This window comes from Streptomyces sp. NPDC048462, assembly GCF_043200175.1.
Taxonomy (GTDB): Bacteria; Actinomycetota; Actinomycetes; order Streptomycetales; family Streptomycetaceae; genus Streptomyces.
Genome location: NZ_JBICXG010000001.1, coordinates 304,746 through 320,904, shown reverse-complemented (window position 1 = coordinate 320,904; position 16,159 = coordinate 304,746). Strand labels below are relative to the sequence as shown.

Below are 16,159 nucleotides of genomic sequence, written 5' to 3'. Positions count from 1 at the left end.
CCCCCGCCAGCACATAGTACGTGTGCTACGCGGACGCCTGTACCTGCTTTTATGCAGGTCAAGCGCGATTTGCTGGTCCGGTGACGTGCTTGGGGGTCCGTGGTTGTGCGGGGTTGTTGCCGTCAGCTACTGCCGTCAGCCGGTTCAGCCCAGGTACGGCTTCTCGCGCTGTTCCAGGAAGTGCTGGAGTCTGAGCTGTTGGGTGTGGTGCATCGGCAGTTGCTCGATCTCTTCGGGCCATACGAACCGGAGCTCGGTGGACTCGTCGGAGATTGCCAGCTGGCCGCCGGTGATGCGGGCGGTGAAGCAGACGTTGAACTGGCGGCGGACCTCGCCGTCGGTGTAGGCGATGATGTGTTTCGGGTCGGTGTAGGTGCCGACCAGGCCGGTGATCTCGACGTCCAGGCCGGTCTCTTCTTTGACTTCGCGGACGGCCGTGCCTGGCAGGGAGTCGGTGAGGTCCATGCCTCCGCCGGGTAGCGCCCACAGGTCGTTGTCGCGGCGGCGCTGGAGGAGGATGCGGCCGTGGCCGTCGGTGACGACGGCGGAGGCGGCGACGACCATGCTGTTCGGCTTGGGGGCGTTCGGGTCGTCGTAGTACTCGGTGCGGGCCACGATCAGCCTTCCTCTCGTACGGGCGTCGCCGTCGCCCACACCGCGTCGAAGCTCTCGGCATAGGTATCGAACATGCCGCCTGTCTCATGTCGCCGAAGATGCCACACGGGGGCGGCGTACGCGTTGACGCCCCAGACGTGGGCGTTGACGAGTTGCTGGTCGTCGGCGCGGTAGAGGGAGTTGTAGAGAGTGGTGCCGTGGGTGCGGACCTCGATGCCGGGGCTGCCGGTGAGCGGCCTGTAGTGCATGAGGGCGAGGCGGCAGCGGGATTCGATGCCGTGGCCGAACCGCTCTTCCTGGCCGCGGGCTTGGACGTTGTCGCTGTCGGGGTCCCCGATCGCGATGCGGACGGTGCAGCCTTCGGTGGCGCGTTCGGTGAGGAGCTCGTTCAGCCTCGGGTACGCCTCGTGCAGGAAGACGGCCGCATACACGAGGATGTCGATCCGCTCCCGGGCCTGGGCCATCAGGTCGGTGAACGTCGAGACGGGGAGGTCGGCCCGCTGCTCGTAGAGCGCGACCAGTTCGGGGCTGATGGCGCGGGCGGGGCGGGCCTGGCGGAGCGCCGGCCAGAGTGCGTGCACGTCTTCTCCCAGGGCTCGGGCCGCCTGGAGGGCTGTGGTACGGCGTGGCGTGCGCCCGAGGTTCACCCAGCGCTCGACCGACTTGGGGTCGACCTCGACTTCCTGAGCGAGGGCGGCGTACGTCCAGCCTCCCGCCGACATGACGGCTCGTAGTCTTTCGTTCGGCATGAGTCTCCCCCTTCGTCTCAGGACGGCACTAGGGACGTTCTACATGGTGCGGGACGTCCCAGAGTGGGGTTTGGTGGAGGTTCCTTCGTCCTGGCGACCGGCGTGAGGATCGGTGCCGACCCTGCGGCACCGTCAAGCCCAGGGGCACGGATTCACGCCGCTGAGGAGCGTCTACGTGCGAAAGTGCGCCACAGATTATGTTCCCGCCCTGCGACTGGATGCCCGGTCGCGGACCGCCTCGCCGGGGTGGTCACGATGACGGACCGCAATTCTGACGCGGTCCAGTGCACCCTCTCGCCCAGTGTGGGCGCCGTGGCGGTCGACCGGCGGAACGGCAAGGTGTGCGTAGTGATGGGGCATGTCGGGCCGTACGTTCAGCTCCGGCCGCCGCGCGGTGGCCGGGAGTGGGACGTGCCGCCCGAGGATGTACGTCCACCGACCCCGGCCGAGGAGCTGAGCGCCAAGGTGGCCGTGGCCAACCGGAGGTGGGGACGGTGACCCCCCGCTCGGTCCTCCGCTACGAGACCTGGACTCTCCAGCCTGACCGCGAGCCGGACGCGGAGCCGGTCCTGTACGCGATGCAGTGTGCCGTGGACGGCGAGACGTCCCCGGCAAGCGAGGACTTCACCGAACCGCAGAACTGGGTTCTGCGGCACTGCGGCCAGAACCCGTCCCACCACACCTACCGGGAGATCATCACCCGGCCCTGGCGGGCTTGGCGGCAGACCTGACCGCCCTGCTCGCCCGGGTACCGCGCTGCCCCACCCGACTCCCGTCCCTGCCGGGCGTAACTGATTGAGGCTCCCCCGTCCTCGTCAGCCTCGGCAGGGACGGGCCTTCGCGCGCGCCGCGCCCATGACCGTGAGGTTCTGGCCTCAGCCCCAGAAAGTCAGCCACGACGGCGGGCATGCCGCCCGATCACCCGTCACGTGTGTCTCGCTCAACCCCGCACCGGCATCAGCCCAGTTATCTCCATCGTCACGGCCCCAGCCAGGCACCACGACTGGCGTTCCGGACGACAGCACCGCCGGGATACTGACGCCGCACGGTACGAGCGTGCCGGACTGCCTCTCGGATGCCCGGCCGGTCGGCTGCTGAGCGGTCGGACAGCGGGGCTTTCGGTTGGCAGTCCGGCCTATGCTCCCGGGCTCTGCGCGCCGAGTGGTCGGAGGCCGGCGCCAGCGGGGCGGCAGACAGGAGCGGGCGGCGGCCACCGGCCGCCGGCGCGCGGCGGTCCGCGTCAGCGGGACGCCCTTGATCAAGTAAAGAAACTCTGAACAGCCCGACGCGAGGCACCTCCAAGGAGCTTCTCGGCCACACTCCATCGGTGCAACCGACGCCGGTCGCGCGCATGCCTTACTCCGACTCAAGCAGCGAGCCATCAACACCCTCGGTCGCCGTACTCGGCCGCCACCCGCGTGGCTCTCGTCCACTGATGTTGCCGTCAGCTACTGCCGTCAGACGATCCGTGGGCCCCACCGGAGCGAAATCTGGCGGGGCCCACGGATAGGCATCAGAAATAAACGACTTCACCTCAGGATCAGTCGCACCCAAGCTGTTTCATGACCTCGGGTGAGGATCGCTATCGATGGCGACAACTAGCGATTCTGATCCACTTGCCAGATAGTCATGTTCTGGAAAGTAGTCCACATGAAGATGGTCATCCTGATCCGCTTCCAAAGCAAAGCTTTCGATGTTCTCAGCAAGGAGAGAAATCGGCTCCAGTCCACCTTGAATCTCTAGAGATTCACTGTCTCCGGATGAAGAAATCTTGATCTTCCCGCTCGCTTGCCGATATTTGATCCGCAACAGGGATCGACTGTACGGAGATGGGTTTGAGACCATTTCCAGACGGATTTCTCCCTGTCCACTCCTGAGCTCCCGCGCCAGGGCCACCAGATCGGACCGAGGTCCCGACAACTCCATTTCCCCAGTCGAATCACCGCGCAAGACCTTCAACATCACGCCTCCGAAAGTGGCCTACGGCCAGTAGTCGCCCGACCGAATCGTGGATGGATCGATAGCGGTGTGCGGATCCTTGAGTGGGCCACTAGTAACCGTCTTCCCATTGATCTGGGTTTCCAGGTTCAGATGCGGATTCAGTTTCTGGACGTGAGGGCTATTGGGGTTCACATCGAACCTTGCAATCTTCCTGACCACATTCCCAGCCGCATCCTTCGTAACGCTCATGAACTGGACTCCACCACTGCCCGATCGCACCACCGTTGCATTGTCGCCAACGTGTGCAACAGCACGGTTAACAGCCTCTCCCATCGAAATGCTGCAGCTGCTGTTGTGGACGAGCACCGGCGTCGCACCTGCCAGCACATAGTACGTGTGCAAGTCGTCGATCGTTAGGTTGTAAGTTCGCGCGTGCCCGCTATAGGCGCGATTGCCGGCAACCTTGACGGTGATGCCTCCAGGAGTCAGGAGGGTCATGTCTTCTGTCAAGTCGCCGGCGAGCACCCAAGACTTTTCAGACGGTACCCAGAACGGATGATCGTACGTTGCTGTGAGTTTCTTGTCACCATCAGGTGTCGATATAGCGAGTTCGTTGAACTGCTTATCATTTTCGGTGATGATGGTATGTGTGACTTTTTCGGATTTTGTCTCACCCGTCTCCGGGTTTGTAGCGAGTACCTTGTCACCGATTTTGATTTTGTCTATGTCTTTTGCTGTTCCGTCTGCCATGAGCACGCCCGTGCCGGCCAAGAAGCAATTGGCGCACCCGCCAGGCAGTCCTGTACCACGTTTCCCTGCACCAGACGCCCCTGCGCCACGCACCCCTGCGGCCAACACAAGGCTGAATCCGATGTTTCCACAGACGGGGCACGTGTCGACTGTCGGAAGGCTGTCTACGTGCTGCCAATGCCCGTAGAATTGTTGGAATTCCCAACAGCCGTCGACGAAGCTATAGCTGCATCGCTCGCGAAGGTAGAGTTCAACATTCAACTCGGTTGAAATCTCTGGGGTGTAGGTACCCCATCCCTTGGCCTGCTTGATAAGGGTTGAGACATCACCCTTCTTTCCAACGAACAGCTGCACGTCTTCTAGATCCGGGAAACCGTCTGGTGCGCCATCACCGAGATCCGTTATCGGACCAGCGCTGCTGTCCTGGCTGCTTTTGGTCTGATGGCAGGTGTAGTAGCAGCCGTTCTTGCCGGTGCCTCCAGGTGCTTTGCCAACACCCTTTCGCTGCTTGCCCGTGCGCTGCATGCTGTGGCCGGTGCCGTCATCGAGATACAGGCCAGTGGGGTCGGAGAAGGTGGCGGGGTTGTTGTTGCTGTACGTGTAGCCGTTCATCTGCTGGGGGTCGGCTACGTCCAGGATCGGGTCGATGGAGATGAAACGGCCGAGGTCGGCGTCGTATTCGCGTGCGCCGAGGTGGGTGAGGCCGGTGGTTTTGGTGTCGTTGGTGCCGCCCACGAAGCCCTTGGTGCTGGGCCAGGTGGTAGGTGCTGTGCCGCGGTCTCCACCGAAAGGGAGGGAACGGCGCTGGGTGATGGCAAGGTCGGTGGCTTGGATGGCGAGTTCGCCAGTGCCATGGTGATCGGCGATGGTGAAGGCGAAGGTGCCGTCGTCGTTGCGGATGGCTGTCTGGCCACCGCCGAGGTCGAAGTACCGGATGGCCTTCGCCTTGGTCGCGCCGGTGGGAAGGGTGACTTCGGTGTTCCCCAGGTACAGGGTGGTCTCGGTGGGGGTTCGGCCTATGAGCCGGTTGCCGGAGGCGTCGTAGAGGTAGCTGGTGGTCTTGCCGCTCTTGGTGACGCTTGACAGGTTGCCTTCGGCATCCCAAGTGAGCGACTGGCCCGGGCGGGTAACCGTGTTCCCCGAGGAGTCGTAGGCGTAGGTGTCGGTGGTGGAGCCGACGGGCCCAGTGGTGGTCCGGGAGCTCAGGCTGTGCGGCTGGGGTGCGCCTGGGGCAGGGTAGGTGTAGGTGTCCTTGAGGTCCTTGGCGGCGTTACCTGTTACGTCGTGGCGTGTCTGCGTGGCGCGGTTGCCGGACTTGTCGTAGGTGAAGGACTGCCAGTACGGGGCAGGGCCTCCGACCTGGGACGCCGCGGGTGCGGCTGCGCAGGTCGTTGTGGGCTGGGCCCAGGCTTCAGTGAGTCGGCCGAGGTAGTCGTAGGTGTAGCACTGGTTGTCCTTGCCGGTGCGGGAGCTGTCCGAGATCGAGCGGACGTTGCCGACCTCGTCGTAGTGGTAGGTGGCGTAGCGGTCGACGCCGGGCTGGTCCTGGCGGTCGACGCGGGAGGTGGCGAGGCGTTGTGTGCCCCACTCGTAGGTGTTGGTGACCTGCGTGATCTTGCTGCTGGAAGCCAGGCTCATCTGGTACTGGAGCGGTTTGCCGGTGAGGCTGTAGCTGACGCTGGACGTCATGCCCTCGCCGTAGACCGTGGCCGGGCGGAGGGTTGCGTTGTCGTAGGTGTAGTTGGCGGAGCCGCCCGGCAGGGAGCCGGCTGCGGAGTAGCTCACGCTTGCGGTGAGGCCGGAGGGACGGAAGACGGCCCCCGCCTGGTAGGTGCCCTGAAGGGCGCCCTCAGCAGCGGGAATGACGACCGCGGTCCGGGTGGGGCGGTAGAGCCTGTCGTAGGCGGTGACCTTGGAGGTGTAGGCCTGGCCATCCACGTACCGGGTGGATTCGGCGAGCTGCCCCTTGGCGCCTGTGAGCGTGTCGTAGACCTGCTTGGTCCGCAGGGTCCCGGTGGCGGACTTCTCGCGTACCTCGGTCTGGCGACCGAGGTTGTCGTAGAGGTACGCCAGTCCGGGCACGTCGGTGCGCGAGCCCTTGGTGAAGGTCACCTGGCCACGGTCGTCGTACGTGGTGGTTGTTGTGCCCTGGTCGGGGTCGGTCGTGGAGATCTTCCGGCCGAGCTGGTCGTAGGTGTACGTCCAGTGGTTTCCGGCGGGGTCGGTGACCTTGTTCAGTTCGTTGCGCGGTGTGTAGTGGTACGTGGTGCTGTCGTAGGCGGCATCGACGGAACGGCTGTGCAGCTGCCGCAGTTCCGTGGTGTTGCCGCGGGCATCGCTCAGCACTGTGGTGGCAGTGCCGCCGACCGGCGGAATGACGGTGACGCGGTCGCCACCGTAGATGGTCTTGGTGGTGCTGAGGATCTGGCCGCCGTCACCATTGCCGGCCATCTGCTGCGTCTGTACGGCGCGGTTCAGTCCGTCGTAACTGGTACGGGTTTGGGTCTCGACCGAGAGCGCGTCTTCCGGCTTGAACAATTCGGTGCTGGGCGCGTCCGTGACGTAGTAGGGCTCGAAGGACTTGGTGACGAGTCCGCGTTCGTCGTAGAAGGTGTCTGTGATGATGCTGCCGCCGTCGGGTCCGGGGCCCTGGGCCTGGCGACTTCGCAGGAATCCGTCGAACAGTTCGTAGGACGTGATTTGCCCGCCGGTGTTGTTCAGCGACTTGGTCGCAACCGTGACCGGCTTGTCCTCGTCGACCGTGTAAACGAACTGCGCGGTGGGCGTCTGCGTGTTGCGGCGATCGGCAGCCCAGACCTTGGTCGTCCGCCCGAGCGCGTCGTACTCGTATTCGGTGACGTTGTTGTTCGTATCGGTCTGTTTGGCGACCAGTCCTCGCATCGGTTCATAGTCCGTGGTGGTGACCTGGGCCGTCGTTGCGTCGGACGCCTTGGCCGGTGGCGTGGTCACCTTCGTCTGGGTGACGAAGCCTGTATCGGGTGTGTAGGTGGTTATGGAAATGCGGCCGTCTGCACGAGCGGTGCGGACGGGGGTGCCATCGTCCGTGACCGTCACATTTGCGGACAGGTCCGTGGCGGTCAGCTGCCTGCCATAGATGTCGAACGTGGCTCCGACCTCGAGGTATGTCGCCTTGATGCCGTCATGGCTCTTCAGAGAGGCGGCCGCGGTCACGTTCCCCTTCGTGGGGGCGGCTCCGTAGGCGCCGCCGTCGTAGACCGAGCGGACGTCGCTCAGCACGTCCTTGGTCCGGTCGACTGGCGCGTCGCATGCCTTCGCGACCGTCTCCGTGCGTACCGGCATGCTCAGGATGGCGCTGTTCGCATCCCCCACATAGGTGGTACGTGTGCATGTGTTGTCCGTGGAGGTGGTGTCATCCCCGTAGTCGTCGGCTTCAATGATTCGGCCGGCGATGGTGTCATGCTTGGTCGCTGTTGCGGTGGTACGCCACTTCTCGCCTGCGCCCGCGTCCAATGACGTCCAGGTCTTGCTGCTGGATGTTCCGGTGAAGTTGGAAGTGACGGTGCCCCAGTCTCGGACCTTTTTCCCGGTCTCGTGGTACCAGGGACGGCTGATCGTCTTACCGAGAACCTTGCCGCCGGGCTTGTCGAAGGTCACCGTCTTGTAGCCGAAGCCGGGAACGGCTTCGTCGTCGGTGATGGGGTCACCCTCGTCCGTGTCCAGTGCGACGGAGACGGACTTGGTACCTCCGGAGGCATCCTTGCGGTCGCCGTTCATGCCGCGCAGGAAGTAGCTGTCCTGCTGGGTCTTCATCTCAGTGGCGCCGCCCTGGCCGCCGGTCCTGACCCTGACGTGCTGGTAGCCGCGCCACTGGGACCAGGTTTTCTCCTTCTCCTTGGTCAGGCCGTCGTCATCGTCGTAGTGCCAAGCGGCGTCGCCGAGGTAGTCATACAGGGTGACCTGGTCCGGCGACCCGCCAGTGCGGTCGGTCTTGGTCACGGACGTGGTGACGTACTTGTTGAACCACTGAAGGTCCGCGTCATCGGTGCTGTCCCCGCCGATGTACTGCGGGAAGCACCCCGTGGTGTTCGTCTCAGGAGTCGGCAGCTCGTTCCAGCTGCACGCTGGAGTGGAGTAGTTGGCATCGATCTGCCCACCCGACTCGTCTGCAACGCTCGAAAGCCGGTCCTTGATGAACGGGGCGTAGCCGTCGCCGCTTTTGTCGAGTCGGTTCTGCAGCTGTGTGTAGTCGAAGGTGGTCTTGGGGAGCGTGATGGCCGGGGTCTCCGGTTTCGCCGATTCACCGGTGTGCTGGATGCTGTCCAGCAGGAGCTGGTAGTCGGTGTCTGCGGTGCCCCAGTGGTGGTCGAGTTTCCAGGAGTCGACCTTGTCGTACTTCCCTGCGGTGTTGAGTACCTGGGTGGTGATGCCGGTCAGTCGCTTGCGGGTCCAGAAGGACGGGGAGAGTCGGCCGTTGTCACAGCTGGTGCCGGCTTTGCAGTTGAGGTCCCATGGGGTGTCGTACCAGTAGGCCGACTTGGAGTCGATCGTGTCGGACGCGCAGGTCACGCCGGTCTGCGGCAGGCACCGTTCCTTGTTGTCAAAGACGACCTGAGCCAGCGGTTTGGCGTAGTAGTCGCTTGTCCTCAGACCGTAGTTGATCTTGTCGAGGTACCCGCCGCGAACGTACGTCGTGTCGTCGTCGGCCTTGAGGTTCCGGCCGTAGGAGTTGTTCTCCTTGCCGTAGTGATAGGTGATGGCGTTGCCGTGCGTGTCGACAACTACGTCGAGGTTCCACCGCCAGCCCTGCTGGCACCAGGATTCCGCGAACGTCGCACCATGGCACTTCTCGCCGCTGTCGTTCCCGTAGACCGGAGCCGTCCAGACCGAGTCCGTGGACTCTGCGCCCTCTTTCCAGCCGCTGGGCCGGTTGTAGCCGAAGTAGTACCGCGTGCCGTCCGGGGTGGTCACACGCCAGTACTCGCCATCGTTGTCACCGTTGCTGAGATCGGTGTTGTAGCCACGGGCGATCTGCGTGCCGTCGTCGTTCTTGAGCTTGAAGGTGTTGGTGCCGGTCTGGACGAGTTCACCGCCCACGCCGTTGAATGAGATGTAGGCGTTGTCGTAGCCCCAGCACAGGTCACCGGGCTTGTTGCCGTCAGCGTTCTTCACACCGTCGTCCGCGCAAGGCTTGTAGCGGCGCTCGATGGATCCGGGCCACAGGTCGAACCCGTCGCCGACCCATGAACCCTGGTTGTTCGTTCCTCCGGTGCGCCCGTCGATGGCACCCGACGAGTAGGAGAGGCCGACGCTCGGCTTCAGCGCGCCCGGCACTTCCGGGGTCTGGAAGTCGTAGGACCAGGTGAAGCCACCGGTGTTGAGACTGGTGGCCCAGGTGGAGGAAGGCGAGAGGGAGGTGGCCTTGTAGTCACCCTTGTCCCCGTCCGTCGCCGCCGTAGCCGCCAGGACCGTGGGGGCGTCCGCCCGCAGCGACATAGCGCTGGCGGTGAGCGTCCGCTGGTCCGTGTCGTTGACTGCCGCGACCGGCCGCGCCTTGCGGCACTTGTCCCGCTCGGGCGTCGTCAGCGCACAGGCCGGTAGCTCGACCAGCTGCATACGGGACGCGTACGAGCCGCCGAAGGACTGCGCGAAGGAGGAGTAGTCAACGGAGACGTCGACCGGCGCCTTGCCCTTGGCAGAGGACTTGGCAGCCTTCGGGGCGAGAGTGAAGAGCAGTCCCTTCACCCCCGCACGCTTGGCATGCCGGGAATCGAATACGCGTGAGGTGACGCCGTTCAGCGCCAGGTCTTCGCTAGCCGTGCTGCTCTTCGCCGTGTTCTTGCCGGCCGCAGTGCTCGTGGCCCGCGCGATCCCGATCGGCTGCCCCTTCGGCGAGGCGAACCGGTTCGCGCCCTTGGCACCCGGGGCCGGAAGCGAAGTGGTGACCTCGGTCGCCTTCGGCAGCGTGTTGTGCGGGGTGGCTGTGGGGACGCGGGGTCCCTTGTGCTGCGCCCGCGGTTTGGCCTTCGTGTCCTTGGTACCCGCGACAGGCTTCTCCGATGCGGGCAGACCGGGCAGACCCGGCGCCGCAGCGGCGACGGGGGTTGCCACACCCTGCAGGAGGCTGCCTATGAGGACCGTGGACAGGGCGAGTGAGGTTCTGCGGAGCAGACGTGCCCCGGGACTGGCTTTCATACGTGACGTGTCCATCACTGTCGGGCGTCTGACCGCTCATGTCGGGTCAGACACATAAAATTGGGTGGAAATCTCGCAGGCAACTGTCTCTGTCGGGTGGGCGGACCTCTGATAGGTCCGCCCACCCGACGCTCATGGATCAGCCTTGGTTGCCGCTGGGGACGTCGGTGGGAATGTCGAAGGACATCCCGGCCAGCTGCTGGACTTGGCTGTCGTTCAGCGCGCCCTGGAAGGCCCACACATCGTCGATGACACCGGGGAAGTACTGCCCGAAGGCGTCCGCCGTCTTGGCGCGGCCGACCTGCAGGGTGCCGCCGGCCTTGAACGTCAGTACGTTGTCGGCCCAGGCGATCAGGTCCTGGCAGGAGGTGTCGTCCGCCTTGCCGTTGCCGTCGTCGTCGGTGCAGGGGGCCTCCTGCAGCACGCCGTTGACGTACAGGCGGGCTTCCTTGGCGAAGCTGTCATAGACCAGGGCCAGGTGGTTCCAGTCCCGTGCGTCGTAGAACTCGGTGTTCGCGACGCTGTCGGTGCTGGCGCCGGCCGTGTCCTCGGCGTGGATGTCCGCGCTGTAGCTGCCCATCCCGTCCGCGTTCGCGGCATCTGGGGTGAAGTGCAGGTCGAAGGCACTGGTGTGGGTACCTGCGGCGGAGACCACACTGGCGTTCTGGGTGGGCAGCGCGGCGGCCTGAGCCCAAGCAGTGACGGTGAAGCTGGAAGAGGTGTCCAAAGGCTCGCTGTTCGCGGTGGCGTAATCGTCCACCCCATCCAGCTGCAGGCCGTTGAAGTCGACCCCGCCCGCGCCCTGCTGGGCCTGACCACCCAGAGTCATCGTGTTGGCGTTGTCGGAGGAGTCAGGGCTGGTGGCCGGACTTCCGGTGGTGACGGTCTCGAAGTTCCAGCGGGCCTTGACCAGCGGTCGCTGGCGGAACATCTGTGCCACCTCTTCGGCGGAGACCGGCCGGTTGAGCAGGCGTACGTCGTCGATGGTGCCGGCGAAGTGGGCGTCCATCGCGCCGCTGTAGTTGCCGGCCCCGATGTACATCGGCTGGTTGGCGTAGAACGCGTCGACCAGGGTGGTGGAGCCGGCCTTGGCCCCGTTCACATACAGGGTGAGTGTGTTGGCGACAGTGTCATGCACGCCGACCAGGTGGACCCATTCGCCCGTCCGGGCTGTCGTGCCGTTCGGTTGCATCGCCCGGATGGGCTTGGCGTCGGCACTGTCGGACGAGTACTGGTTGAAAGCCCACCGGTCGTAGTAGGACGAGTAGTACAGCTCGAAGCCGGGGCTTTCCTTGCCTGCCTGCGCCACGATCATCGCGGCTTTCCCGTCCGTCCTCTTCTTGTCGAGTTTGGCCCAGGCCGAGACGGTGAAACTGGCCTCGGTGTTGACGTGCGGACTACGTACCTCACCGATCTGCCCGTAGCCGGTGGCGCCATCGAAGTGGGCGGCGTTTCCCGAAATGCCCTCGACGCCAGTGGTGACCGAGCCGTGGTACTTCGCCGGCAGTACCCCGCCGTGCCCGGTCAGTTCGGCCTTGTTGGCCGCCTCGTCCATGGGGAAGATGGCGGTAGCCGTGCGGCCCGGGTCACCGACGTTCTGCTTGTTGTACAGCACGTTGACCTCGGTGGGTGACAACATCCTGTCGAAGAACTGCAGCTCGTCGATCGTGCCGGGGAAGCCGTACATCGGCGTGCCGGTGAAATTCTTGGCGCCGACCTGTAGGCCGCGCCGTGCCTCCCACGGGGTGCTGTAGGGCACAGAGTCGACCAGCTGGCCGTTGACGAAGAGTTGCAGCAGGTTGCTGGGGTGGTCGTAGGAGCCCACCAGGTGGGTCCATATCCCGGCCTTGACCTGGCTGGAGTCAGCCTGAGAAGCGCGCACCGGACCGGCGCTCTCATTGTCCGATTTATACTGGTTGAATGCCCAGCCGTGGGTCTTGGAGTAGTACAGCTCCATCCCCGGGGCGTGGTTTCCCGGCACCACGGCCACATCGACGCCGGTGTCCGGGATCTTGTCGAGCTTGACCCAGGCGGAGACGGCGAAGGCGCTGGCGGTGTTGACTGGTGAAAGATCGGTGGCGGCGTAGCCGCTGGTGCCGTCGAAGTGCACCGCTGTGCCCTTGATCCCGGCTGCGCCGGGCGTCACCCCGCCGTGCACCGCGAGGGCGCGCGCAGGGGTGGAGCCGGTGGCCTCGCTCGCTCCTGCGGCTTCGTCCATCTGCCAGGTCGCCCGCTCGGGCTGGCCCGCCTTCACTCGGAACTCGTAGGTCCGGATCTCACTGCCGTTGCCGGCCGAGTCGAAGGCCTGCGCCGTCACGAAGTTCACGCCCGGCTTGGACGGCAGCACCTTCATGATCTCAGCGGCCCCGCCCGAGGTCGTGATCTTGTTCTTGGAGGACGGGTCGATGTTGATGCCGTACCAGTACGACGTCACGTCCGTGCTGGCCGAGTCGATCGTGAACGACCCGTACTGCCCCACACCGTCATACCACGGGTCTTCCGAGTCATCCGGATCGGACTGCGGGTACTGGCCCGAGGCCACGGCCGGCGCCTTGGGCACCGCCGTGTCGTAGACGAAGTAACAGGACTGCGGATCACCGGCGTACGACCATGGTGAATACTGCGCGCCGTCATAGACGCGGGCATACCAGTCGACCGTCTTGTTGTGTGGGATCGACGAGGGCAGACTGATCGTGAAGGAGGAACCCGACTTCTTGGAACTGGTCTTGGTCGGACTCCACGAGCCGCCGCCCCAGCTGGCCTGGAACTGCACCGAGACGCTGTCGCCGTCCGGGTCCGTCACATTGTTCGCGGTGATCTTGCCAAGAGTGCGCACCCGCGCAGGTTTCGACGAGGGCTTGCAGGTGCCGCCGTACTCCATAGTCAGCTGCGAGGACTTCAGCTGCGACGGCGGGCGGTTGTACTTCACCCGCAGAAACGCCTTGTCCGAGAACCGCTTCCACCCATAGCCGTCACTCTCACTGCCCGCCCGCAGGCCGAACGTCATCGTGGAGTCGTGCGCGTTCGCCGCCGACTGCACGGCCGACTTCACGCTGAACTCGGCGTCCTTGGCCGAGCAGCCGTTGTAGCCGTACGCGAACGAGTCCGAGGCCAGCTGCTTGACCCAGAACCCCGACGCATTCTGCGAGTTCCACGTCGTCGACGAGGAGATGCCCTTCGTCTCCCACAGCTCCACCGAACGCGCCGAGCAGGACGCCGACCAGGTGTTGTGCACCACGAACTCGGCCGACAGGATCGACTTGCCCGCGAACGTAGACACCGGGATGCGGTACAGGAGCCGCTTGGTGTCGTTGGGCTGGCAGTACGCCCAGTTGCAGTAGCCCATACCGGCGTCCGAGTCACCGTTGAACTTCCACTGCGGCGACGAAGCCCAGTACTTCGACGCCATCGTCCACGCCGACGCACGCGGCGAATACCACTGGGGGTCGATGAATACCGGGTAGGTAGTGTCCGCGCCCTTGAGTACGTCGGCGTCCGGGGTCAGGATCAGCTCGTCCTGACCCGCGGGGACTGCCACGTCGACGGGTGCGAGCTTGCCCGATTCACCTGCCCCGGGCTCCGTGCCCTCCCCACCGGTGGCTGCGAGGGGCGTGACGGATGCCGTCTTGGCCGTCGCGGAGGCGGACTGCGCATCTCCCGGGCTCGAGTCCCACATCATGGGCTTGGGCGCTTCGAAGACCGTGCCCTTCGCTCCCGTGTCCACGGCCTCGATCCCGCCCTCGGCCGTCTCCTTGACATCCAGACCGTCAGAGGAGAGCTTCAGCCGCAGTTCCGCCAGGTCCGAACTGGCCGCAGCCTCCGCGGTCTTCACCACCAGCAACTGCGTGAAGCCGTCCTCCTGGGCACCCATCCTCAGATCCACCCCGGGCAGAACCTCGGCGTAGGTGGCCGTGGACCCGTTCAGCTCCGGGACCGGCAAGGACTTGGGCCAGGACAGGCTCAATGTGCGGCCCGCACGCTCCATCCGGACCAGCGGCGCCTTGCCCCCACCGCCGGAAAACTCCAGGCCAACCGTCGCAGCCTTGGGGGCAACCGTCCCATCGGAAGCCGCCTCCAGGTCCGTGTCGACGTGCTTCCACTGACCACCCGCCCGCGTCCACACCGGGCGCAGATACTCGCGTGCCTCAAGATCCCCCTGCGGAGTCGCGAAGACCTCGCTGCTCTCCCGGCGCTGCGAAAGCACCTCGACCGGCTCACCGGTCTTCTTGGCCTTCGCCAGCGCTTCCAAATCCGTCGAAGCCGTCGTGTCCTCGTCCGCTCCGGCCGAGGACACGACATCTGCTGTCGCTGCTTGCGCATCAGCAACGGGCGTCAACACGCCACATGCCAGGGCTGCCCCCAGCAATGCTCCAACAGCTCTGCCGCTGACCCGTCTCCGGGCCCACAATCTCTCCATACCCCACCCACAATGTTCTCAAAGTTTCTTAAGGTAACCAACGGCACAGAGGAAGGGCAGGTCAACGCGACAAAGCAGGCGCACCGGAAGAAAGATCCCGCCCGCCAGGTGACATCGGGCACAGTCCGGAATGGTTGTACAAGCGGAGGAAAAATCTCCACAACTTCTTGATTTCGCGGGCAGCAACGTCGTCGCGACCGTGTGCGTCGACTGCAACGCGGCAACAGCCCGTATCCGCTTGCCTGCAGAAGGTCGACCGCCGCCGACCGACCACCGGCCCGGACCCGGACCCGGACCTGGCCGTGCATAGGATTTCTCCTTGCTTGCCCTGTCGGGCTGTGCGCGGATTCGGCGGGCAAGATATCCGGCCGACGGTCCGGGAGCCGGATGGCGGCGGCCCCTGGGGGAGACCGGAGGGCCCGAGTTCCCTCGGCGGCGCTACCTCACGGCGCCCGTGGTTGACCTCACGGTCCCGGATCTGGGGCTCCATCCCATCTGTCTCCCATGGGAGACAGATGGGAGACAGATCTTCCCAACCGAGGCTAACTACGGCTAGCTGAAGCTAAGTAGGGCCAGATCACGGAACGCATAGCAGCAGGTAGGACGCCGACCTGGCCTTATGTAGGCACAACCGTTGATCCAGACGATCACGGTTCCCCCTCTTCCGTAGCCCCCTGTGGCTTGCCCGCATCACCCTGCCGCGAAAACCCGTTTGAGGCGATGCCGTTGCGCGAACGCCGCCGAAGGCGTCCGTCGCGGACGCCCCCGAGCACGAGGAGCGGTGTCCTCGTAGGCCGTGACGGGGACCGCCCGGACGTCGTTGGAGCGGACACCAGAACGAACTACAGGGGGTGGAACCGTGCTTCGCACCGTGCTTGAGCAGTTCCCCGCAGGGGGCCCGCGGGGCAGCTGGCCGGCGGAGGAATTCGCGGCGGCCCGCCGCGGCGAGGGCGTCGCGGCCGAGGTCGTGATGGATCTGGAACAGGACGCGTTCCTGGTGGTCGTGCCGCCGCAGCATTCCGACCGGGGACGCTGAGCCACCGGGGGGCCGCCCGAACGCCGCCAGGCCACCCAGCCGGCCTGATGCCGCGGGAGCGGACGGGGCCGCCGGGAGGGCGCCGAACACGCCCCAGGTGCTCAGGGCGTGTCGCCGCGCCAGTCCCACTTGTACGGCTCCTTCGCCCTCGGTCCGTACTCCGCCCTGCCGCCGGCCCCGTAGGAGCCGATCTCGGTGATCAGGGCGGAGCCGTCCGCGAGGGCGACCTCCGTCCAGCCGGTCACGTCCAGCAGCAGCCCGTCGAGCGGGCCGCCCACCAGCTCCCGGTAGACCCGCCCCGGCCGGGGCCCCGGGTCGGGGTCGTCGTGATCGGCGCCGTACACGCGCCGCCGCATGATCTCGTCCATACCAGCAGGATCGCACCGACCACTGACAACTTCCTGGGGCGGCGGGCCCGGGTGACTCGATCGGAGGCATGCCCGCCCGCCCCGGGCCTCCCGCCCGGCCGGTCAGAGC

Annotated in this window: 9 protein-coding genes; 3 read left to right on the top strand and 6 right to left on the bottom strand. The window is 65.3% G+C overall.

Annotation, left to right across the window (positions count from 1 at the left end; all coding sequences use genetic code 11):
- Nucleotides 1-144 precede the first annotated feature (144 nt).
- Together ACGFU6_RS01210 and ACGFU6_RS01205 are read right to left on the bottom strand one after the other, a co-directional pair.
- A complete protein-coding gene (locus ACGFU6_RS01210; RefSeq protein WP_393607405.1) occupies nucleotides 145-615 on the bottom strand; it encodes an NUDIX domain-containing protein in 471 nt (156 codons plus the stop codon).
- Nucleotides 616-617: 2 nt separating this feature from the next.
- Nucleotides 618-1,364, bottom strand: coding sequence for an XRE family transcriptional regulator (locus ACGFU6_RS01205; RefSeq protein WP_393607404.1), 747 nt, complete (start codon nucleotides 1,362-1,364; stop codon nucleotides 618-620).
- A 255-nt stretch (nucleotides 1,365-1,619) separates the two neighbouring features.
- Here ACGFU6_RS01205 and ACGFU6_RS01200 point away from each other — a divergent pair, with 255 nt between their 5' ends.
- Together ACGFU6_RS01200 and ACGFU6_RS01195 are read left to right on the top strand one after the other, a co-directional pair.
- Entirely contained in the window at nucleotides 1,620-1,862 is a 243-nt protein-coding gene (locus tag ACGFU6_RS01200; RefSeq protein WP_393607403.1) for a hypothetical protein, read from the top strand.
- Nucleotides 1,850-2,095 carry a hypothetical protein gene (locus ACGFU6_RS01195; RefSeq protein WP_393607402.1) on the top strand — a complete coding sequence of 82 codons (246 nt, stop codon included), beginning with the start codon at nucleotides 1,850-1,852 and terminating at the stop codon, nucleotides 2,093-2,095. Before ACGFU6_RS01200 ends, ACGFU6_RS01195 begins: the two co-directional genes overlap by 13 nt.
- A gap of 829 nt (nucleotides 2,096-2,924) precedes the next feature.
- Here ACGFU6_RS01195 and ACGFU6_RS01190 read toward each other — a convergent pair.
- The 3 genes from ACGFU6_RS01190 to ACGFU6_RS01180 all read right to left on the bottom strand — a co-directional run bounded on the left by ACGFU6_RS01190 (nucleotide 2,925) and on the right by ACGFU6_RS01180 (nucleotide 14,523).
- A complete protein-coding gene (locus tag ACGFU6_RS01190; RefSeq protein WP_393607401.1) occupies nucleotides 2,925-3,329 on the bottom strand; it encodes a hypothetical protein in 405 nt (134 codons plus the stop codon).
- Between the two features lie 15 nt (nucleotides 3,330-3,344).
- Nucleotides 3,345-10,229, bottom strand: a complete 6,885-nt coding sequence (locus ACGFU6_RS01185; RefSeq protein WP_393607400.1) for a polymorphic toxin-type HINT domain-containing protein — start codon at nucleotides 10,227-10,229, stop codon at nucleotides 3,345-3,347.
- A gap of 139 nt (nucleotides 10,230-10,368) precedes the next feature.
- A complete protein-coding gene (locus tag ACGFU6_RS01180; RefSeq protein WP_393607399.1) occupies nucleotides 10,369-14,523 on the bottom strand; it encodes a LamG-like jellyroll fold domain-containing protein in 4,155 nt (1,384 codons plus the stop codon).
- A gap of 982 nt (nucleotides 14,524-15,505) precedes the next feature.
- Here ACGFU6_RS01180 and ACGFU6_RS01175 point away from each other — a divergent pair.
- Entirely contained in the window at nucleotides 15,506-15,682 is a 177-nt protein-coding gene (locus ACGFU6_RS01175) for a hypothetical protein (RefSeq protein ID WP_185092571.1), read from the top strand.
- A gap of 101 nt (nucleotides 15,683-15,783) precedes the next feature.
- Here ACGFU6_RS01175 and ACGFU6_RS01170 read toward each other — a convergent pair whose 3' ends face one another.
- On the bottom strand, nucleotides 15,784-16,050 hold the full coding sequence (locus ACGFU6_RS01170) for a hypothetical protein (RefSeq protein WP_393607398.1): 267 nt from the start codon (nucleotides 16,048-16,050) through the stop codon (nucleotides 15,784-15,786).
- Nucleotides 16,051-16,159: the final 109 nt, after the last annotated feature.